The organism is Vibrio sp. Y29_XK_CS5 (assembly GCF_024181835.1).
Classification (GTDB): Bacteria; Pseudomonadota; Gammaproteobacteria; order Enterobacterales; family Vibrionaceae; genus Vibrio; species Vibrio harveyi.
Genome location: NZ_JAMZAM010000004.1, coordinates 211,286 through 232,455 on the forward strand (window position 1 = coordinate 211,286; position 21,170 = coordinate 232,455).

The following is a 21,170-nucleotide window of genomic DNA, read 5'->3' on the forward strand; positions in this document are numbered from 1 at the left end:
CAACCACTTAGACACCATCTGCAATTGCAATAACTATAAACAGAGGTGCTTTTATAGTTAGAAGGAACACCAAAACATGGAACGCGATACATTTGGAATTTGCCTGAATAAGGCTATGCTGTCAGAGAATATGTATTCAACGTTTACGCACGTCAGGGCTTATGAAAAGAGTGACACCAGTTCTTCTGATCTCAAGGTGCTGCTTTCATTCCCACAGATGAGTGGTAAAGACTTACTGAATACTATGCGAGGCTCTCGTCAGCTTGAGTGGAGAGCAGAATTTCACTGCCCTTCGATGAAGTGAATCAGTACAAGTCACACAACAACGGTGCGTCCAGCTAAGCCCCACTTAACTGGGCGCAACATTTAACCAACATTTCTTTTGCCCAATCACTTAACACTTTGTAGTGAATACTTTATATTAGAGCTTATACTCTAAAACAAAGTAGCCACTATGAAACAAACCGGAAAGTTCTGGATTTTGGGTCTTCTCAGCAGCTCAATTTCTCTTGCCTGTCACTCGGCTCCCATCACATTCGATGATGCATGGAATTTGTTGTTAGAAAACAACTATTCCCTTAAAGCACAACGTGCCAATGTTGAAAGCTACGAATACCAACAAAGCGCAACTGATAACCTCAATTTACCGCAAGTCAGTATTGGTGCGAACTACACACGCTTAGATACCGACGTAACACTGTCTGGTCAGCAAATTCTCGACAGCACTGGGCAACACATTAGCGTGCCACCTGTTTTCCAACCTATTTTTAGCGCTCTTGCGAATACCACATCGACGATCACCGAACGCGACATCTTCTCTTCTTCGATTCGTGCTATCTGGCCGATATTTACTGGCGGTCGCATCAATGCAGCTCAAACCGCCGCAGAAGGTAAAACGGACGAGGCAAAAAGCCAACTCGCAATGGAGCAGCAAGCTCGCTTTGAAGATCTCTCCAAATACTACTTCTCGGTCGTGCTCGCCAAAGAAGTATTAGCAACACGTCAAGCAGTAGAAAAAGGCTTAACCAAGCACCGTGATTTTGCGATTAAAATGGAAGAGCAAGGTCAAATCGCCCGTGTTGAGCGCCTTCAAGCGGAAGCGTCATTAGACAAGGCTAAGGTCGAGACGCGCAAAGCCGCCAGTGACCTGAGTATTGCCCAAGCGGCTTTGGGCAAGATCTTAGCGCAGAACGATTCAGTAGAACCTTCAGAAACGCTGTTTATCAACAACAACCTTCCACCGTTGAGTGCGTTTGTTGATCAAACACTACTGACCTACCCCGGCTTAGATTTGTTGGATGCCAAGCACAAACAAGCGTCGAGCTTAATCAAAGCCGAGAAAGGCAAATACTATCCGGAAGTTTACCTATACGGTGATTACAGCCTATATGAAGACGATTCCCTTGCCAGCCAAATGAAACCGGATTGGCTAGTGGGTGTTGGCGTTAACATCCCTCTGATTGAGTCCACTGGTCGTAGCGAGAAAGTAAAAGCGGCACAAAGCATGGTCACCCAAGTGGATGCGCTGAAATCACAAGCGAAGCAAGACTTGTCGCTTCTGGTACAAAAGACCTACCTAGAAGCACAACAAGCCATTGATGAAGTGCAAGGTCTAGAATCTAGCATCGCCCTTGCGGACGAGAACCTACGCTTGCGCGAAAAAGCATTCACTCAGGGCTTATCGTCCTCTTTGGATGTCGTTGACGCGCAACTGTATGTCGCCAGCGTAGAAACACAGCAATCAGCGGCACGTTTCCGTTATCTGATTTCTTTAACCAAACTATTAGCACTGAGCAGCGAAATGAACAGCTTCGTTCAATACCAACATACTGCTTACGTTCCAGCATCAGCATCCAAAGAGGCAAAATAAGTCATGGCAGCAAAATCTCTAAAACCCGCTCTACTATCACTTTGCGCTTTGGGTGTCGCTTCTTGGGTTGGTTATCAGTTCTACCAAGCGTATCAACCAGAACCGGCACGTTTACAGGGGTTGATTGAAGCGCAGCAATACAGCATCTCTTCTAAAGTTCCTGGTCGTATTGATGAAGTCATGGTGCGCAAAGGCGATGATGTCGAAAAAGGTCAGTTGATCTTTACCCTTCACAGCCCAGAAATAGAAGCAAAATTGGAGCAAGCCAAGGCAGGTGAAAAAGCCGCTGGCGCATTGGCCCTAGAAGCAGAAAAAGGTGCACGTGAGCAACAAATCCAAGCCGCAAAAGACCAATGGTTGAAAGCGAAAGCGGCTGCAGATTTGATGGAAAAGACCTACCAACGTGTAAACAACCTTTATAAAGATGGCGTAGTTGCGGAGCAAAAACGCGACGAAGCCATGACGCAATGGCAAGCATCTAAATACACCGAAAGCGCAGCGTTCCAAATGTACAACATGGCGAAAGAAGGCGCGCGTAGCGAAACCAAAGTCGCAGCAGCAGAAAAAGCACGCATGGCGGCTGGCGCAGTAGCGGAAGTAGAAGCGTATGCCAAAGACACGCAAATCTACAGCTGGTTTGATGGTGAAGTCTCTCAAGTTTTACTGCAGAGCGGCGAACTTGCACCTCAAGGCTTCCCGGTTGTGACGGTTATCGATACCCAAGATTCTTGGGCAACACTGAACGTACGCGAAGATTTGCTCAAACACTTCACCAAAGGCACGACCTTTAAAGCTTACCTACCAGCATTGGATAAAGACGTTGAGTTTAAAGTCACCCATGTTGCCGTAATGGGCGATTTCGCTACATGGCGCGCGACAGACGCATCGAAAGGTTTTGATCTTCGCACATTCGAAGTGGAAGCTCGCCCTACCCAACCAGAGCCTGAGCTACGCATGGGCATGAGTGTTGTGGTTGAGCTGTAATCGCGTTGGCTTAAGATTATGACGATTCAAATCTCACAACGACAAATCCTGCGGCGCGATAAGTGGTTATTATCTTGCCTGACATGGGTGCCGATCTTATTGGTCGTCACTATTTGGGGTGTTTTCTCTGCAGGTATTGCAAGAGATCTCCCGATTGGTGTGGTTGATTTGCAGCACTCGCAGTTGTCACGCAAGATGATTCAATCTCTTGATGCCTCTTCCACTCTTTCTGTTGATTATCACTACACTAGTTCAACAGAAGCGAAGAACGCGATGATCGAGGGTGATATCTACGCTTATGCTGTGATTCCACCTAAATTTGACCAAGACATTCTTTTGCATCGACAACCGCAGTTATCGGTCTTCTTTAACAGCCAATACATTTTGGTCGCCAAGTTGATCAACTCGGCAGTCGCGCAATCTCAAGGGTATTTTGATGCGCAGCTAGAAACCATGGGTAACTTAGCAAAGGGGAATACCACAACGCTTACTGCCGTTGGTCAAGCAGTGCCGATTTCGACTCAGATTACGGCTCTATTTAACCGCAATACCAACTACGCTCAGTTTTTGGTGACAGCGATTGTTCCGGCGATCTGGCAGATCTGTGTCGTAGTCAGCACCATTTTGATCCTCGCGGCGCATTTTCGCCTTTATGGTAACGGCAACAATAGTTTTGCTTTCTTAGGCGAGCGCCCTTTCACTCGACTAAGCAAAATTCTAAGCCAGTACATTCCTGTCTTTATAGCACAAGGCGCGCTGTTCTTAGTCTGGTTCTACATGGTGCTTGATTGGCCGATGGAAGGCAGTTATCTGGTGATGCTATTAGCGCAGTTCGTAACGACTATCGCATGCATCATCATGGGGGCATTGTTCTTCTTCCTATCGATGGACCCAGCTCGCGCGATGAGCTTTGCTGGCGCATTTACCGCGCCAAGCTTCGCATTTATGGGTATTACCTTCCCCGTTTCAGACATGAATGCACTTGCCCATGCATGGAGAGGATTGCTGCCAATTACGCATTACATCGAAGTTCAAGTGGACCAAGCAAGCTACGGCGCAAGTGCGGCACAATCTATCGGCTCACTCTGGCCGATGGTTGGGTACATTATCCCGCTACTGATGACGGCAGCTTTATTAGCAAAACATCGCAACACAGCTTTGCTAAACAGCGCATCTTCAACAGATAGCAAACAGGAGGTTGTATGACACTGTGGCAACTGATTAAAACAGAACTTCGCTCAGTGATGACCAACCCTGTCGTGGTACTGACGGTCTTTGGTGGCGTGGTGTTTTATTCGTTCTTGTACCCGCTTCCATACGCGCAACAAACACCGAGAGAACAGCCGATTGCGATTGTGAACCTCGATGGCAGCCAAACCAGTTTAACCTTAGAGCGTATGGTTGACGCGACGCCCCAGGTTAAAGTCGTGACACGATTACACACGATTGCCGATGCAAAACAAGCATTCTTAAATCGTGAAATTACCGGCTTCTTGGTGATTCCAGAACACTTCTACAAAGATTTGATGCTTGGCAGCAGCCCAACTCTGGCTTATGCCGCCGACGCTTCTTACTTCTTGGTGTACGGCACCGTCGTCGAAGGTTTAGCACAAGCTGGTGGTACGCTTGGCGCTCAAGTTAAAGTAAGCAAGATGGTAATCGATGGTGTGCCACTGAGTATGGCGAGCCATGACTACTCTGCAATCAAACTCAACATGAAACCAACCTTCAACCCAACCATGGGCTACATCGAATACGTGGTGCCAGCGGTGTTTGTATTGATCCTTCAACAAACATTGATCATGGCAGTCGGGTTGCAAACCGGTACTCAGCGCCATGGTCGTGGGTATTGGTCACAAGTGCCAACAGGCGCTCTGTTGCTGGCCAGAACCTTGGTCTTCGTTGCCATTTACTACCTGCTTAGCGCTTACTACTTTGGCTTTAGCTTCGAACGCTTGAACGTCAATCATGTTGCCAATGCCGGTGAATTGTTGACCTTGCTGTTGCCGTTCTTGCTCGGCTGTTGTGGCTTAGGTTTATGGCTCGGTTACTTGTTACCAAGACGCGAGTTGGTGACATTGGTCGTGCTGGTTAGCTCAATGCCATTAATCTTCTTAGCAGGCTTTATTTGGCCGGTTGAATCGATTCCTGCCCCACTACTTTGGTTTGCAGACTTGAGCCCGAGCACTTGGGCAATCAAAGGCTTTTTAGCACTCAACCAAATGGGCGCAACATGGCAGCAAGTCGCAAAACACTGGACTGCTCTTTGGGTGCTTACAGTACTTTGGGGCGGCGTTGCTTACTGGATTGCCAAACGCAATACCAAACCAGTAGTAACAGAAAGCTTAGGTTAACGGCTGTTTATCCAATAAAGCAAAGGGGCTCACGTAGCCCCTTTCTGTTTGTGTGGGTGTTCTAGTGACTGAGCTGAGCTGAAGAGTCATTGACTTACTTCTGGACATTTCTGAGTTACGACCCATAGAGCACTCTGACGATTTGCATTATCTGAAGTATGGCAAATGAATTCAAAAACTCAGCCTGTTCATTACTCTTACTTAGTTATTCATAATCGATTAGTCCGCAGTTCAAGTCTGCGAAGTGTCACCATATACAGAAAGACTTGAGAGTGTTTTTACTTCTTAGGCCTATTGCTTTTCTGCTTGCTGTGTAACATCTCTCAAATTAGCTCACATTTCGGCTTATCATCCTCACCCTGCCAGTATTACTCCATTAAGCCCGATCCCACAGTAGCTCCCTTTGTTGTTTATTGATTTGCAAAATACATTCGCAAAGAAAGTTAAATCAAACAAAATTTGTTCTATTCGGTAATGTCGTGACATTTTTAGTATGCAATATGGAATAAACTTTTATACCATATAGCGCAAACAAACACTCAAACTACAAACACTTACAGAGACAAACAAACATGGATAACCAACGTCAACAACACGAGCGCAGAGTAATATGTTCTATTCAACGCGGGTATGAGAATTCAGAAAGTGACATTGGCAAGTTACGAGCTTTTTATGAAATCTTACCAACAGAAGAAATTGTCCCAATCAATAGCCCTGGAACAGAACTGTTTTGCGAAACGGAACAAGTGTTTGTTACAGGAAGGTTTTCAGAATTAAAGGACAAGTTTGGAGACAAGCTCTTTGAAGCCGTTTGTATTCCAACTAGCTTCGAAGTCCGAGAAGGCGACTGTCGATATGTGACCCGCCTAGGCTCTTGCTCTGACATAAAAGGGCTAACTTGTTGTCAAATATTCGACCACCCATTGCCACCAATCAATGAGCAAATTGTAGTCCTACCATCTAAGCCCTTAACTAAACCTATCCTACTTAGAGACGACGAAAATATCTACGGCCCATTTGACTACTCCTACCTAAAGGACTCATCAAAAGAAGAGCATATTCTAAAAATCAAAGCTATAACTACACCGATCAACACCACTACACCTTCCTTCCATATTGGAAAAATATATTCTCCACAATACATACAGTCACTGTATGAGAAAACTGGTCAACCCACTTTACTAGGAAACATAAAAAAGTGTTTTGAAAACGCCGAGTTCATTGACTACATCTCGAATGATCAAATAATTTCAACTTATGGCTCGAAGATCGCCCAAAATGCTGAAATTCGCATGTTCAACAAGGGTACTATCGCTCAGATTCGTAAGTCATTTGCTTCAAGCCATGAACAACGTAAATTTCCAGAACGTTTCAAGAGACTATTTGAGGCTTTAGAAATTTCAAGTAGCTGGGAAGGAACAAGAAAAGACCTCATTGATAGCTTCTTAGTCACTAATGCTGGTAAAGACTTAATTGCGAAATACATAGATCAACACAGAGAAGATTTCTTCAAAGGCGAGAAGCAAGCCTATATTGAAAAGCTTGAAAACGACCACTCAACTAAAATAGCTGAACTAGAAGAGCTTCAAGAGAAAAAGGAACTCATTGTCTCAGAGATCAGAAAAGCTCAGAGGCAACGCGAGGAAATGGAACTCAACAACGAGTCAACTGAAGCTCTTGAAGCTTTATCGAAAAAGCATCAAGAGCAATTCGATAGAATGATAGAGCAAAAGAAAAAAGAGTTGGATAAAGTAGACAGCCAGCTAACTACACTCACTAGTAAATACTCTGAACTCGATACCGTTGAAAAACTCAATGATGAAATCAAATACCTTGAACGACACAAGAGAAATGAAGAAAAATCCTGTGCGGAGATGCAAGTGGAGGTTGAAAGGGTTCGAGCGGAACTAAAAGCTGAGAATGAAAAACTCACAACTCGACTTCTTAAACTTAAACCAGATGTTGATGCTCTATCAGGGATAGCTCCAAGAAAGAAAGGAGAGTCTATCAATTATTCTGTTCCTGTAAGAACTTCCACTTCCAACGATCCTGATGAAATTAGAGATAGTTTGATTAAAGACACTCTAGAGGCGCTAAATAAGCTAGGAAGAAAAACGGACTACAACACAGTAACTAATATTCTGACTACTGTTGCCCAGTCACAGTTTACTTTGTTCTCTGGCCGTCCTGGTACGGGAAAAACGTCTCTAGCAAAAATGTTAGGAAACAGTCTTGGCCTGCAAAACCGACTATTGAATATCCCTGTAGCAAGAGGGTGGACCAGTTCCAAAGACGTATTAGGCTTCTATAATGCTCTTTCTAGTTCATTCAACTCATCTGCTACGGGGCTCTATGACCTTTTAACTCAATTGGATCGTGAGGTAAAAAAGAAACAAGAAGCAGCTCCTGCAATATGTTTACTAGATGAATTCAATTTGAGTCAACCTGAACACTACTTCAGTCCATTTTTAGAAATGTCAGATCCTGAATCTAAGAGAATAGTTGCAACAGGAGACCAAGAAGTGCCTTACCTTGAAATTCCTCAGTATCTAAGATTCCTTGGAACCATCAACAACGATGAGTCAGTTCAAGCCTTGACCCCTAGAATGCTTGATCGTGCCTCCATCATTAGCTTTGACGAGATCGAACCTGATTATGATTTATCTCTAAATACAGCATCTAGCCTAGGGGAATTAGATATAACACCTATCTCGGGTAATCAGTTTATAGAAGCCTTTTCAGCTAAGTCTCTAGAGCTTCCCCAAGACATTGACAGAACATTGAAAGTGATCATCGATACTTTAAGAGATGACAAAGCTGAATTTGGAACACCAGTAAATGTGTCATTCCGTAAAGTGAAAGCTATTCGTGCTTACCATAACGTTACATCTTCGATGTATATCGATAGTAGGCTTACGGCTTTAGATTACTCGGTGAGTCAGCACATTATTCCGTTGCTCAACGGATACGGCAAGAATTTCGGTCAAAGGTTAGAACAACTTAAAAATGTTATACCTGATGAAATGGAGCTGTCTCAGAAAATGTTGAGAAGAATTATTGATACTGGTGAACAGAACATGTTCACTTACGGCTTTAACTTATGATTAACTGGAAATTAATCTCAGTTCATAATGAAGATGAGGTTGTGCATGACCTCACTTCAATCTCTGACGCACAGATAAATATTAGAGAAACTAGTAATATACAGTTTCTGGTTTCAGTTGATGAGCAATCTTTCGAAAAGCTAGGCCACCCTCATATTGTTCTATCTGACATCCCGTTAGAGTTAGAGTTTAGCCACTTTGATGGTACTGATAGAAACTTCAGAACTACAGAGGAGTTTGGCTCTCACTCTTCTCGCTATTTCTATAACTTCTTTGGCGAGAGTGAAGTGAGTCTTTGCTTTGAGAAAGAAAATAGCTTATATCATTCTCAAACTATCAATATTTTAGCTAGAAGGGACAACGCCCAACTAGCCAACGAGATGTTGAGCTACATAACTAACCATTTAGATGATGCCGTTTCAATTTGCTTCTCTAGAAGCAAACTGTCTGTTGGTTATGACGACTCAAAAAACTTCAATTTTAGCCGCTTAGATATAATCCAAAGTGCTGTTTCTTACCTAACAGAAGCAATTCCTATGTTTGTTCGAGAGCACAAGTATACATGGAAACCCGAACTCGAACTTTCTGAACAGGGGCAGCCAACAGGCCCCGATTCAGTTCATTGGGTTTTGACAAACCTAGATATAGTGTCTCCAGCTAGCATTGATGAAGCTAACCTGCTTTATAATAATAGAGGGTATCGACTAGACTCATTACCCAAAGAAAACATAATTAAGGACAGAGATGTTTTTGAAAACAGGGTGATTCATACCTTTCTTCATAACATCATGCACTTTCTTTATGAGATCAAAGAGCAACTATCAATAAAAAGCAGCACTGATGATGCTTTAGTAGATCAGGAATACGTTAGATTTGACCATACAATGCGCCAGTACACTCAACTAGCATTAGATCACAAGTCGAATCAGATAGACGCGCTAATCTTGTCTGTCGAACAACTCAAGAGAACCTTTTCTACAAAAATTCCAGCTAAAACTCAGCCAGGGATTCAACCTAAACTAACGTCATATGTTGTAAGACATCCTCACTATAGAAAAACATTTGGGCTAATAGAAAAGTGTTATAAAGCTCCTGCACCGACATTTGAAGGCGCAAATTTACTATTGGGACTAAAAAATCTGTCGATAGTATACGAAACAGCTTCTCTTTTGATTGTCCATGAAACGATCAAAAACTGTTTTGATGTTCAGCTCAGTAATCAATGCTACAAAGAGCATGGTGAGCAGCACCCTTTCGGAGGTGTAGAACGCCAAAGGCCTCAAGGAGAAACCAATAATCACTTTAGCTATGAGAGTGAAGCCTTTGATATTGAACTTTTATATGAACCAAAGATATATCCGTTCTCATCAAGTAGCTCTTCTGGGGATCTAGTTGATACAAGTCTATCAAGACGGAATGAGTACGGGGCTCACCACTACTGCCCTGACTTCGTGTTAAAGATCGAATCAAAACACTGGCATAAACCTGTTACCATTGTTCTAGATTCTAAATACAAAGATGCTTCGACTATTAGACGCTTTGATATTGACTCCTTAACACGAAAGTATTTACTAAACATACATCAAGTAAATAGTCAGGGCAGGTTAGGTGTATCTCCTATCAATTTACTACTACTGATGTTTCCTCATGACAAGAGTGGGACAATAGTTCGAACAGTATCTCCACAGCATTGTTTGAACGGCAAATACCCTGTGCTTCCACAAGCTACGGCTATATTAGTAAAGCCAACAGAGCACACACTCTTAAAAGAGCATCTGCTATCAATATTAGAGATTATGAACGCTGAAATGAGGCTAATTAGTTGATCTAAATGGTATATTAGCTCTGCGTTTACTATAAACTACCCCGCTTCCCCACTTCAATGAAGTGGGGATTTACTGGACTTCAGTTAGCCCACAGAATTCAGAAGTAGATTTTGCATAACCTGATTTCTTAACAGAGAACGATAGAACAAGTGCGGGAGCTTGGAGTATTAACGGAGACTTGAATCGGATGACTTTTGATAGAACAAAGCACTAGGACGAGGTGGGAAAGAACTTATGCTCTGAATCGTTTTGGGGAAGATCTGAGCTAGCCACGATAGCTAGCTCATCATTGGACAATTTCGTGTCAGTTATATTACTAAATTAGAATGTAACGGATTAGTTGAGGTATGGAAAAGTAACTCTGCACACACCGGAACCAAAACCGCAGCGACTAAGGTGCGAAGATTTTGGTTTCTGTGTGAACTGCTTTGACACTCATTGAGCCTTCTCCTCCAACTTAACCTCTCGGCTAAGCTGGAAGGCGACAAAACCAAAACGGAGAAGACCCTATGAGATTTTACAACCAACTGCATAACGCACGCGTAAGCGGCAGGTTTTTGCGTAAGTTTGTTGTGTAAAAATGAAGCGAAACGAAATACACAATAAGCTGGAGCGAAAACCTGTCCGCTTGACGAGCTTGTTATATTCGCCGAGTTAGAATTTCCAGCTTACCTTGCCTTCGCAACTAACTTTACCACTTGAATCGGCCTTACAGCTTACAGAACCTTCACCTCTAGGTGTAGGACCCGCTTGGAGGGTGCGAACTTGAACATCTAGATCACCAAAACAGCCACCAAAGTCCGGACTATCAATTACGTCAATAATTCTACTCTTAACTCCCTCAACATCTGTTAAATCACAATCGCCGATGGGAAAAGTAATACAACAATCTTTAATACTAGCCATAACTTAATTTCCTATTGTTAATAGTTACTTCAAAAATGCGCTATTAAAGCGCCCATTATTCCCCAACAAACGCGGATGCTGAGGGAATCTTTCTGTAACCTTCTCGGTAACATTATCTATTAGCGAGGCATAAGACATAGACGTATTTTGTTCTAAAAATCTTGTCGCATAATAAGAAAACGCTCCGTGCCGTAAGCCGTCGTCCATTTTCGCATCCCAAGCAGATTCGATATCTAATGCTGCACTTACTATCACATGGTTGATACCATCCTCTTGATTTAGACTCCCCATGCGCTTAATAGGCAAGTCAGGTATTGTTCGGGCTGCGATGTCTGATGGTAGAACGATAGATCTAGCTATATCTGTTTCATCGGAAATCACTACCGTTCTTGCCATTCCACCGGAGTGGCAAGAATCAAAAATGAATGTGACATTCACTGAATCTGGTAGATTTTTAGATTGAATAATACCTAAAAGTTCATCGTCAAATAGAAGGTGCTCTTGAATGTCCTCTTTCACTTCAGGAAAGCAAACTAATGTTTCATCCATGTTATCGTCTAGATCGCCTGTTTCATAATCTCGTCGCCGGAGCCGCGCGCCGTGACCAGCAAAAAACAGTACAATTTCATCAAGACCATCTCCTGAAAATAGCCACTCTAACCGGTCTAATATATTCATTTTCGTGGCTCTATTATCTGCGAGCAAACGAGTTCCCTCAGTTGTGAATCCATAATGCGATTTCAACAAGGAAGCCCATTCATTCATATCGTTTAAGCAACCGGGTAGATTTGAATACTTACCGTTGTAGTTTGAGATACCTATAAGTAGTGCTTTTTTCATCTTCCTTCCTCTAGATATACTTCAAAATAAAATATAACATTCTTAATAACAGGTCGGCTCGTATTGTCGCCAGCCTAACTTTTAATCGAAAATCATAACCATATAAAACATAGAGCATATTGATATTATTTACTACTTCATCACATGAAAACGAGCCGGCCTGTTATAATTTTTTAACATGGCACGTTATATTGAGTTTCTTCAACATAAATCCATTTATTAACAATAATCTTCCCGTCTACGACTATCTGTAGACATTCACTAACCAATCAACCTTGTCGCCATCATTTGCACGACTCCGCACCACGAAAGGCTTTAAAACGTACAGCACAGCGAGCAAGGTTGTTTAATAAGCGGGTTACTTGTCATACGTTTCGTCACAGATTTGCGACAGAATTACTGTGTTCTGGACAGGACATCCGAACAGTTCAAGAGCTATTAGGACATTCAGTTGTAGCGACGACACAAATCTATACGCATGTTATTGGCGAACATTTTTGCGGTTACTGTAAGTCCACTAAATAAAACCTCTGTTGAAAACCACAAGGCAAACAAATAATCTGGTCGCCGATTTATGTTCGTCATGAACCGAACATAAGAAAAACTAGGGCTTATTTGGAGCAGATAATCGAACTGAGTAAGTAGTCTAAATTACTTTGGGGCAATTTCGTGTTACATACCTTGTCAGCACGCCTTTGGACAAAGAAACGTTACTAAGAATTGACCATTAGCAATTCATGAAGAATATAGGGATTGGAAGAGCAGCTCTTATAAGAGTCTAATCTGTCTGATAAGATCTACACACTAGAGGAAGACGGTGAAACAATATATTTCATCAGAGACATCAAGCTCATACAATGACTCCAACCTCAACCGATACATTAATAATAAGTTCACTGATGGTCTCGCTTTGAACGAGCTACAGATCCAACTTCGGCTGAATAAAATCAATGAACGCAGAAATCCTCTTGGCGACAGAAGAAGATTTATAATAAACCGCATTGATTTGTTCTCGACCGGAATGACTGATTTTTTCTCCCTCTAATAAAGAAATTAATCTTCCCTCAGCAATGTCTTTCTTAACCATAAACCCAGACAGACAGGCGATACCATTTCCCATCAAAGCAAGTTGTCTTACTGTTTCACCATTACTTGAAGTTAGCGTTGGTATTAGTCCAGAAAAACCTTTCAAAGGCCATTCATTAAGCGTTTTCGGCGTTGAAAACCCTATCGTACTATGATGCTCTAAATCACTACTTTGGCTCGGAAAGCCACGCTTTGCTAAATAATCAGGTGAAGCCACAATGTAAAGTAAACTTCTACCCAAAGGCTTCGCATGTAACGTTGAGTCACTTAATGCACCGATTCGAATAGCGACATCGGTTTTCTTCTCTAGCAAATCTACGAACCCTTCGTTGGAGGTCAGCTCCAAATCAATATCAGGGTAAGCTTGATTAAACGACTGTACCAAAGGCACTAACTGATGAAAGACAAATGGACTGGCGGCATCGACGCGTAACTTCCCTTTGGGTAATTCACCACGGGATATGATCTCATCTTCTGCCAACTGCAACTGCATTAATCCTATTCGTACCGAATCAACAAATTGTCGCCCCTCATCCGTTAATTCAATCCGCCTTGTCGTTCTGTTTAATATCGTCACACCAAGTTGGCTTTCCACCTTACTTACCGCTCGCGATGCCCGTGCCACCTGTATATTTAAACTGTCTGCTGCCGCTGTAAATCCGCCAGTATCGATCACAGAAAGTAGAATTTCTAAATCATCCGATTTTGTACGCATTTTTGCCTACCATTTTCTGAACCGTTTAATTTTAATTATTGCATTTATAACAAATATCATTTGTTAAATAACCTATTTTTTGCAATGGAATTTCAACGCAGAATCTCTCCACCAAATCAGGACTCAGCAACATCTTGATAAACACATTCGTTGCTATGTACCTGAACCTAACAAACAAGAGAGTAAATGAAATGCCATTAGCACTACTCGCATTGACGCTTAGCGCCTTTGCCATTGGAACAACAGAATTTGTGATCGTAGGGTTGATCCCAACGATGGCTTCTGACTTAAATGTCTCACTACCATCCGCAGGACTGTTGGTGAGCCTTTATGCACTGGGTGTTGCAGTAGGCGCACCTGTATTGACAGCCTTAACAGGTAAAATGAACCGTAAACACGTGTTACTTGCGGTTATGTCACTATTTGTGATCGGCAATCTATTAGCCTGGCAAGCACCTGGTTATAACACTCTTATCTTTGCTCGCATTTTGACTGGTTTAGCCCATGGTGTATTTTTCTCTATCGGTTCTACGATCGCTACAGGTCTTGTGACTAAAGAAAAAGCAGCAAGTGCGATTGCGATTATGTTTACAGGATTAACTGTTGCGCTAGTGACAGGCGTACCACTTGGGACTTACATCGGTCAAACCTTTGGTTGGCAATCGACTTTTCTGATTGTTGCGTTATTGGGGCTAATTGCGTTGGTTGGTAGTGCTTTCTTAGTTCCGAGCAACCTAAAACAGCCTCCTGCAGCTAAACTGTCATCACAGTTAAAAGTGTTAACTCAGCCAAGACTTCTACTCGTTTATGCGATTACAGCACTAGGTTACGGTGGTACATTTACTGCTTTCACTTTCCTTGCTCCAATTTTGCAACAGGAAACAGGATTCAACGCCAATGCTATCAGCCTTATTATGCTGGTATACGGTGTATCCGTGGCGATTGGTAACATTTGGGGCGGTAAAATGGCCGATAAGATGGGACCAATTAAAGCGCTGACAATTATTTTTTCTGGGCTCGCCGCTATCCTAGTTATATTTAACTTTACTGCAGTTAACCCTATCACAGCGGTAGCGACCATTTTAGTTTGGGGGGCTTTTGCATTCGGTAATGTACCTGGTCTACAAGTTTATGTAGTGAAACTAGCTGAAAAATACACTCCTGATGCGGTAGACGTCGCATCTGGTCTAAACATTGCGGCGTTTAACGTTGGTATTGCTCTTGGTTCTTGGGGAGGCGGTATGATCGTGTCTGAAATGGGGCTGATGCATACCCCTTGGATTGGTGCCGTGATAGTTCTCGTTGCGCTGGCTCTGACTCAAGTCAGTGGTAGTCTTGATAGACGTACAACAATTCATTTGTCAGAAAAAAGCGTACTTGTGAAATAAGCCTTGTAATGTCCACTAAAAGCTGGTCAATACTCTGTATTGACCAGTTCATTCTTAATTTGAATGAATTTAGGTACTACACAATGAAAACCATTTTATCTCCAGAGCAATTCGGGACCAAAAACGGTTTAGTTCAACAGAACTAAACCGTTTCTATCAGGTTAGAAAAATGTTCTTCAAACCATAAATCGTACAATGAGCCTATCTAACGAAAGCTTGGGATAATTGCTGGTATCCCTGGTAGTAGACCAACCAGCGCCATTACGCTTGTTAGCACAACAAACATAATGCCAGGCAACACCCAACGGCTCATTTTACTCAGCTCCCCACTACGTTCTTTACAGCCGACTAAGCCTAAATTATCTAGCAACATGGTGAGAGACCAGCCAAATGCAGGGTTAACGAGCGCTGAAGAAAATACAACAATCGCCGCCGATTGAGTGGTTTTCCCTTCACGCGTCATTTCCATTCCTGCTTCTAGCAAAGGAACAAATACCCCAACAATAAGCGCAACACAAAGTACAGGTTGCCAGATCGCTAAGTCCATTGGGTAGCCCCAAACAGCGGCGATGATACAAAACAGCGCCGTCAGCAAAGCGCCAGCTGGAATTGGACGTTTAGCGATAGCCGCCGGAACGATGTAAGTTCCCCAAGAAGACGTAAAGTTAGTACCACCGAGCAGAGAACCGAACGTCTGACGAATGGAAGCGGTGGTCATGGTATCGTCGATGTTCATATGTACTTTTTCTGTACGTTTTGGATAGCTGATTTTTTGAAACACTTGATGCCCTAAAAAATCAGGCGACCACATGGCTACGGCTAAAATAGCAAAAGGCAATACCACCATGAAATGCTCAATCGTAGGTAAACCTAGCATCCAACCCGTATCTTCCCCCCACCAATACATAGGGTTCATGTTGGGTAAGCCGGGCTCAGTTTGAAAAGAAAACGGCGCGCCCATGGCAAAAGCTAACGTGCCGCCTAGCAAACAACTAAGAGGGACAGCTAACCAACGCTTACGAAAGTGTTCCAATAATGCGTATAAAATAATGGTGCAAAAGATCACGACAAAAGCAAGACTTGTCGCTTCTGGTACAAAAGACCTACCTAGAAGCACAACAAGCCATTGATGAAGTGCAAGGTCTAGAATCTAGTATCGCCACTGATTACTTTCCCTGCAGATTAGTTTTGTAGCCCCCATTGTTCATGAAAAACTTCAAACTCTTCAATAAACACCTTAAAGCGCTTCGGCGTATGTATGCTCTGTTTGTATAAAATATAGAGTGTACCTTCCTCATACCATGTGCCATTGAACAACTTAATGAGCTCGCCGCAACGAACTTGTTCACGCACCTGGTTATCAGGAATTAAACCAATACCAAACCCCTCTTGAGCCAAATTAATCGCGATGTCGATTGAGTTAGTCGTCATATCACCTGTCACTTCAATTTGGCGCTTTTCTCCGCTCTCATTCGTCAGATTCCAATATCTTTCCTGACCTGGTGTGTTCGTGTGAGTAATACATTGGTGTAGCTCTAAATCATGAACATATTTAGGTTCTCCACGTTTTTGAATGTACTTTGGTGAGGCATAGCAACACCGCGTAAATCGAGAGGCTTTTCTGCATACGACTGACTCATCATTCGGTAAAAACGGGGCAATCATCAAATCTACATCTTCAAATAAGCTCAAAGTATTTGGCGTCAATGTATGGAAATGAATGTGAATATTCGGATACTTTTCGTGGAAATCCGGTAAGAAGCTTTTTGTTAAAAACCTCGCCATCGGGTGCAAACAGCCTATACGTAGTAGACCGCTAACACCTTTACGTTCAACATGAAGCTTTTCTACAGTGTGGTCGATAAGATCTAGAATTTGACCTGCAGACTCTAAAAACGTTTCGCCTTGTGGCGTAAGACTAATACTGCTCCCTCTCCTGTGAACCAAAGTAACATTTAAGCTTTCTTCTAATGCTTTGATTTTTCGGCTTAATGTCGGTTGGCTTACATCGAGTGCTTTTGCTGTTTCGGTGTAGTTTAATTTTTTAGCCAAAACAGAGAACATTTTAACGGCTTCGATATCCATGTTTAGCTCCTAATCGTGTCTCTAAGATATTACTGACTATTATGTAAATTTTCTCTGTTCATCACTGTAAGTAAAAAAATATCTACCCTTTATTTGATCTCAACTCTGCTATTCAGTTTCTGAATTGCTGCTATTTCCTACTCGCGTATTGCCAAAAGAACAACTCTATATAATTCGACACAACTTTTCATAACTACCACCTTAGAGTAGGTCTATTCATGCAGTTAAAACACTCTTTACTATTTTCCACACTCGCTTTGTGTACCACGCCTGTCGCGGCAACAACCTTTGAAGCACCCAACTTTTATGGCGACATTTTAGGGCAAGTACGCTGGGAAGCGGGACAAGATTATCAGTCAGAAATTCATCGCGCTAATGCAGGCATCAAAGGTAAACATGATGCTGATCTTTTGCGTGTTATCTATAACCTAGAAGCTGAGTATTCTGAAGATTTAACTCAAAAGGTTACAGAGGAGCAAGACTTCGATACCCGCGTTAGCGAAGCAAACTTAATTCTAGTAACCAAAGATTTCGGCGGCATCTACTTCGGTAACGGGACCACTGGCACCTATAAAGATCTCTACTCTCATGTAGACATTTTTGAAAGCAACAATATGCACCGTTCAAGTAATGCAGCTTTATTTCGTCAAGCAAAATCTGGCGACAATCAACTTGCCTATATGACACCCAAATGGAAAGGTGTGTACGCAAAAGTCGCGGTCATAAGCCCTGACAATAGCAATGGAGAAGACATTGATATTCTTGGTCTGCGCTTATTGTATGTGACTGATAACTTTGATCTGGTACTGAATCGTGCCCAAGTCGACGAGAAACAAATGCCAGGGCATCAAAACGATGACTACGTTCGTTACGCTCTGTCGTCTTCTTACACTTGGGATAACTTCTACCTAGGTGGACTTATTGAACTGAATTACGACGATCCCCAAGGCGACAGCGCGGTATATGGTATCTCAGGCAAATACTCTTTAGATAAGCTGACCTTTAAACTCGGAGCTCAACACAAAGCTTTCGACGATTCCAATAAAGATAACCAAACACTTTACCTAGCAAGTCTTAACTATGCCTTTAGTCAACAGTTCTCTACCTATGTTGAAGTTGCTGAGTACGCTGAAGATTCAGCTACCAATGACCCGGCGAACAACAACGGTGAAAATCGAAATGACAACATTAACATCGGCCTCCACTTCAAGTTTTAACGCCTTGTGCTAAGGATCTAACAGATGAAAAAGCTACTCCTAACGTTGAGCTTACTCTGCACAGCTCAAGCCTATGCAGGTGTCTCCATTACCGACTGTATCATCGTTGAACCCGCTCCAGGCGTCAACAAAACCGGACTGTTTTTTAATGCGAGCTTTACTGAAGACGAAGAAGTAAAAGCACTGAGACTCCCTTCTCCAGAAGCCATTCTAGGAGCGGAAATACCGGAGCTTACCAATGAGGTTCAAATGCACAACACCATTATGAAAGATGGCGTGATGAAGATGCAGCGTTTTCCGAAACTGTTCCTCAAAAAGAACACGGTGACCAAACTAGAACGCGGTGGAACGCACTTTATGTTAATGGACCTTAAGAAGCGCCCACTCGCCGGTGAAAAGTACACGGTCAACTTATGGCTCACCTACCTTTCAGACCAACAATGTGAAGCGAACGTTCTTAAATCTTCTGACTTTCCTCCGAAGCATAAAATGTAGGTGAGATGATGAAAATTATTGAGCAAATTAAACAAGTGAAACGCTCGGTTAAGCTTGCCATTGTCGCAGTCGGCATCGGTATTGGTTTGATCTCAGCACTCCCTGCAACCGAAGTTTTGCATGTATTCAGTACCAATGAATTTTGTGCGTCATGCCATACGATGAAACCAATGGCTGAAACGTTTTCTCAATCGATACATGGCGGCAACAACCAACATGGTTTTGTCGCAGATTGTATCGATTGTCACCTGCCAAAATCGAATATTGTTGAAGAGCTTTGGGTAAAAGGAACATCCGGAACTCGCCACCTATGGGGAGAGTTTGTGCTGGGTATGGAATCGCTTGATTATGATGAACTCCACCCTAAACGTGGTGAGTATGTTTATGACTCAGGCTGCATCAATTGCCACCGAGGCTTGGAAGAGCGCGCTCAAGGTGCAGACGAAAACTCACCCGCATCAGACTTTTCTCACAACCTTGCGTTTAACAACAAAGCTAACGATCCATCTTGGAAGTGTTCGAGCTGCCACTACGATATCGCCCACCCTAACTTAAAGCGTGAGATGCGTTTGCGTGATGAAGAACGAATTCGTAATTTGGCGGCAACTGAGGGCTTATAAATGAAACATTCAACCGCATTGTCACTTGCCATCAGCTTAGCGTTGGCTGGTAGCACTTTTGCAGCAGAAGACATCGATAATGGATACGGTGATTACACCATTAATCGAACGTTTGAAGATTTAAAGAAATCACCTAAAGACTTAAAAGCAGCAAAACGTATTGTGTTTGGTTGTTACCTCGGTTGCCACCGACCAGCAAAAGAGGAAGTACCTGAGACCTTGAGCCCCAAGCTTGAAGGTTTTGATCCACAATGGTTCTTAGACCAATGGTTCTCTATGGATAATGAGCGCCACGCAGGTATCTCCTCTCAAATGAAAGAGATCGTTTACGCTAACCCGCCTCGTGATATGGCATCAACCGCGATCCTTCTTGGTGCACAAAAAATGAAGTACAACCCAATGCCGGATGTACTAGAAAGTGAAGAGTTTAAACGCGGAAAAGAAACTTACGACAGAACCTGTAAAGCTTGTCATGGAGAGCAAGGTGCATCAACACAGAAAAACTTCCCGCCATTGAAAGGTCAAATGCCAACGTACATCTATGAACAGATGATTGCCTACCGCGACGGCAAACGAACCAACGGAGCACTGGCAGGTATCATGATGCCTTACGCTAAGATGCTGTCAGACCAAGACTATCGCGATGTAGCGGCTTATGTTTCTGGTCAACGAGTTAAGCCGATTGAAAAGGAAGAGTTTATTACTGGTATCGGAATGCCCGCACCTAAAGGTTTCAAGTTACCAGAAACAGGTCAAATACAGAACTTTACTGACACCTTTGGCGAAGACTCTGACTACCAAGGTAATGAGCCTAGCTACACTATCTCTGAATCAGGGAAAGTCGTTCTCGACAACAATACTCAGTTGATGTGGGAACGTGACTCCTCCCGAATCTGGATGACGGCGGTCGAAGGTAAAGAATACTGCGCAAACCTAGAAATCGATGGTTACACAGACTGGCGTTTCCCGCTAATGAAAGAGCTATTCTCCATAGCTGACATGGGTGAGTTCCGTCCAGCGATTAATACCGATGTGTTCTTGAACATGCCACGTCAAAACTCTGGTATTTGGACGTTCCCTGTTTCTGATCGTCACGATCACGTTTGGCACGTCGGCTTCCCTGATGCTCATATCATGGGTCAACATACTGCTTCAACCAAGCTGGTTCGCTGTGTTCGCGCGGATAACGACGCCGCATACCACAACATGCAATACGTGGATAACGGTGACGGTACTGTAACAGAAAAAGTGACCAATCGAATGTGGCAACAAAATATTGATTATGTGAAACGCAAGTTCGATGACTCCCTGAAGTACTGCCAAGACTTAGAATATGCTGGCTATGATGACTGGCGCACTCCAGATATCAAGGAGATGAACTCAATTGTTAACTACAACAAAGTTTCTCCAGCTATTGATGAAGAGTTTTTCCCGAACACACCAGTGAAATCATTCTTCTGGACCAGCACCTCTGATGTTGCCGGCCCTACGCTTCACGTAAGACCGCTATCGGCTCGTAAGAAAAACCAAACGCCTGAGCAATTGGATTTGAGGTTTACTGGTGATAACGAAGGTTGGGCGCATGGCTATTTGACAGGACAAGGCTTCGGTATGTCAAAAGACTCCGAGTTCTATACTCGCTGTGTTCGCAACCCTTAGTTTTTCAATGAAGCCCTCTTG

At 43.0% G+C, this 21,170-nt stretch carries 16 protein-coding genes and 2 pseudogenes; 13 read left to right on the forward strand and 5 right to left on the reverse strand.

Going from position 1 to position 21,170, the window contains the following annotated elements:
• Positions 1–76: 76 nt before the first annotated feature.
• The 7 genes from NL647_RS17205 (at position 77) to NL647_RS17235 (ending at position 10,138) form a co-directional block, all read left to right on the forward strand.
• A complete protein-coding gene (locus tag NL647_RS17205; protein WP_005446009.1) occupies positions 77–304 on the forward strand; it encodes a hypothetical protein in 228 nt (75 codons plus the stop codon).
• Between the two features lie 150 nt (positions 305–454).
• Positions 455–1,870: a TolC family protein gene (locus NL647_RS17210; RefSeq protein ID WP_253650436.1), complete on the forward strand. Its 1,416-nt coding sequence runs from the start codon at positions 455–457 to the stop codon at positions 1,868–1,870.
• A 3-nt stretch (positions 1,871–1,873) separates the two neighbouring features.
• A complete protein-coding gene (locus NL647_RS17215) occupies positions 1,874–2,854 on the forward strand; it encodes an HlyD family secretion protein (RefSeq protein WP_005446013.1) in 981 nt (326 codons plus the stop codon).
• An 18-nt stretch (positions 2,855–2,872) separates the two neighbouring features.
• Positions 2,873–4,060: an ABC transporter permease gene (locus NL647_RS17220; RefSeq protein WP_253650437.1), complete on the forward strand. Its 1,188-nt coding sequence runs from the start codon at positions 2,873–2,875 to the stop codon at positions 4,058–4,060.
• Positions 4,057–5,208: an ABC transporter permease gene (locus tag NL647_RS17225; protein WP_009703302.1), complete on the forward strand. Its 1,152-nt coding sequence runs from the start codon at positions 4,057–4,059 to the stop codon at positions 5,206–5,208. Before NL647_RS17220 ends, NL647_RS17225 begins: the two co-directional genes overlap by 4 nt.
• Positions 5,209–5,780: 572 nt before the next feature.
• Positions 5,781–8,312, forward strand: coding sequence for an AAA family ATPase (locus tag NL647_RS17230; RefSeq protein WP_253650438.1), 2,532 nt, complete (start codon positions 5,781–5,783; stop codon positions 8,310–8,312).
• Entirely contained in the window at positions 8,309–10,138 is a 1,830-nt protein-coding gene (locus NL647_RS17235; protein ID WP_253650439.1) for a hypothetical protein, read from the forward strand. The genes NL647_RS17230 and NL647_RS17235 overlap by 4 nt, the downstream gene beginning before the upstream one ends.
• Before the next feature lie 654 nt (positions 10,139–10,792).
• On the opposite strand, the gene NL647_RS17240 is transcribed toward NL647_RS17235, so the two are convergent.
• Positions 10,793–11,044 (reverse strand): hypothetical protein, encoded by a 252-nt coding sequence (locus tag NL647_RS17240; protein ID WP_101945303.1) that lies wholly within the window; start codon positions 11,042–11,044, stop codon positions 10,793–10,795.
• A gap of 24 nt (positions 11,045–11,068) precedes the next feature.
• Positions 11,069–11,884 carry a caspase family protein gene (locus NL647_RS17245; protein WP_101945304.1) on the reverse strand — a complete coding sequence of 272 codons (816 nt, stop codon included), beginning with the start codon at positions 11,882–11,884 and terminating at the stop codon, positions 11,069–11,071.
• A 228-nt stretch (positions 11,885–12,112) separates the two neighbouring features.
• Between NL647_RS17245 and NL647_RS17250 the strand changes: the two are divergent.
• Positions 12,113–12,443 (forward strand): annotated as a pseudogene (locus NL647_RS17250) (tyrosine-type recombinase/integrase); the annotation flags it as partial.
• Positions 12,444–12,803: 360 nt separating this feature from the next.
• Here the strand turns inward: NL647_RS17250 and NL647_RS17255 are convergent.
• Positions 12,804–13,685: a LysR family transcriptional regulator gene (locus tag NL647_RS17255; protein WP_005446023.1), complete on the reverse strand. Its 882-nt coding sequence runs from the start codon at positions 13,683–13,685 to the stop codon at positions 12,804–12,806.
• Between the two features lie 191 nt (positions 13,686–13,876).
• Here NL647_RS17255 and NL647_RS17260 point away from each other — a divergent pair, with 191 nt between their 5' ends.
• Positions 13,877–15,073: an MFS transporter gene (locus tag NL647_RS17260; RefSeq protein WP_029788129.1), complete on the forward strand. Its 1,197-nt coding sequence runs from the start codon at positions 13,877–13,879 to the stop codon at positions 15,071–15,073.
• A 205-nt stretch (positions 15,074–15,278) separates the two neighbouring features.
• On the opposite strand, the pseudogene NL647_RS17265 reads toward NL647_RS17260, so the two are convergent.
• Positions 15,279–16,148: pseudogene (locus NL647_RS17265) on the reverse strand (DUF3360 family protein); the annotation flags it as partial.
• A gap of 107 nt (positions 16,149–16,255) precedes the next feature.
• Positions 16,256–17,158 (reverse strand): LysR family transcriptional regulator, encoded by a 903-nt coding sequence (locus tag NL647_RS17270; protein WP_009697488.1) that lies wholly within the window; start codon positions 17,156–17,158, stop codon positions 16,256–16,258.
• Between the two features lie 218 nt (positions 17,159–17,376).
• Here NL647_RS17270 and NL647_RS17275 point away from each other — a divergent pair, with 218 nt between their 5' ends.
• From NL647_RS17275 to NL647_RS17290, 4 genes are read left to right on the forward strand one after another with little or no spacing between them, the layout of a single operon-like run.
• On the forward strand, positions 17,377–18,375 hold the full coding sequence (locus NL647_RS17275) for a porin (RefSeq protein ID WP_154203687.1): 999 nt from the start codon (positions 17,377–17,379) through the stop codon (positions 18,373–18,375).
• Between the two features lie 24 nt (positions 18,376–18,399).
• Complete coding sequence (locus NL647_RS17280; RefSeq protein ID WP_154203686.1) at positions 18,400–18,870, forward strand: copper chaperone PCu(A)C; 471 nt, start codon at positions 18,400–18,402, stop codon at positions 18,868–18,870.
• An 8-nt stretch (positions 18,871–18,878) separates the two neighbouring features.
• Positions 18,879–19,490 carry a NapC/NirT family cytochrome c gene (locus NL647_RS17285; RefSeq protein ID WP_017190228.1) on the forward strand — a complete coding sequence of 204 codons (612 nt, stop codon included), beginning with the start codon at positions 18,879–18,881 and terminating at the stop codon, positions 19,488–19,490.
• Positions 19,491–21,149, forward strand: a complete 1,659-nt coding sequence (locus NL647_RS17290) for a DUF1566 domain-containing protein (protein ID WP_009697484.1) — start codon at positions 19,491–19,493, stop codon at positions 21,147–21,149.
• Positions 21,150–21,170 lie beyond the last annotated feature (21 nt).

What these genes read in the sequence shown, in the direction of transcription:
- NL647_RS17280 (WP_154203686.1), top strand. Translation starts at nt 18,400, where the DNA reads ATGAAAAAGCTACTCCTAACGTTGAGCTTACTCTGCACAGCTCAAGCC.
- NL647_RS17215 (WP_005446013.1), top strand. Translation starts at nt 1,874, where the DNA reads ATGGCAGCAAAATCTCTAAAACCCGCTCTACTATCACTTTGCGCTTTG.
- NL647_RS17285 (WP_017190228.1), top strand. Translation starts at nt 18,879, where the DNA reads ATGAAAATTATTGAGCAAATTAAACAAGTGAAACGCTCGGTTAAGCTT.
- NL647_RS17225 (WP_009703302.1), top strand. Translation starts at nt 4,057, where the DNA reads ATGACACTGTGGCAACTGATTAAAACAGAACTTCGCTCAGTGATGACC.
- NL647_RS17205 (WP_005446009.1), top strand. Translation starts at nt 77, where the DNA reads ATGGAACGCGATACATTTGGAATTTGCCTGAATAAGGCTATGCTGTCA.
- NL647_RS17245 (WP_101945304.1), bottom strand. Translation starts at nt 11,884, where the DNA reads ATGAAAAAAGCACTACTTATAGGTATCTCAAACTACAACGGTAAGTAT.
- NL647_RS17270 (WP_009697488.1), bottom strand. Translation starts at nt 17,158, where the DNA reads ATGGATATCGAAGCCGTTAAAATGTTCTCTGTTTTGGCTAAAAAATTA.
- NL647_RS17255 (WP_005446023.1), bottom strand. Translation starts at nt 13,685, where the DNA reads ATGCGTACAAAATCGGATGATTTAGAAATTCTACTTTCTGTGATCGAT.
- NL647_RS17275 (WP_154203687.1), top strand. Translation starts at nt 17,377, where the DNA reads ATGCAGTTAAAACACTCTTTACTATTTTCCACACTCGCTTTGTGTACC.
- NL647_RS17210 (WP_253650436.1), top strand. Translation starts at nt 455, where the DNA reads ATGAAACAAACCGGAAAGTTCTGGATTTTGGGTCTTCTCAGCAGCTCA.
- NL647_RS17230 (WP_253650438.1), top strand. Translation starts at nt 5,781, where the DNA reads ATGGATAACCAACGTCAACAACACGAGCGCAGAGTAATATGTTCTATT.
- NL647_RS17260 (WP_029788129.1), top strand. Translation starts at nt 13,877, where the DNA reads ATGCCATTAGCACTACTCGCATTGACGCTTAGCGCCTTTGCCATTGGA.
- NL647_RS17290 (WP_009697484.1), top strand. Translation starts at nt 19,491, where the DNA reads ATGAAACATTCAACCGCATTGTCACTTGCCATCAGCTTAGCGTTGGCT.
- NL647_RS17220 (WP_253650437.1), top strand. Translation starts at nt 2,873, where the DNA reads ATGACGATTCAAATCTCACAACGACAAATCCTGCGGCGCGATAAGTGG.
- NL647_RS17240 (WP_101945303.1), bottom strand. Translation starts at nt 11,044, where the DNA reads ATGGCTAGTATTAAAGATTGTTGTATTACTTTTCCCATCGGCGATTGT.
- NL647_RS17235 (WP_253650439.1), top strand. Translation starts at nt 8,309, where the DNA reads ATGATTAACTGGAAATTAATCTCAGTTCATAATGAAGATGAGGTTGTG.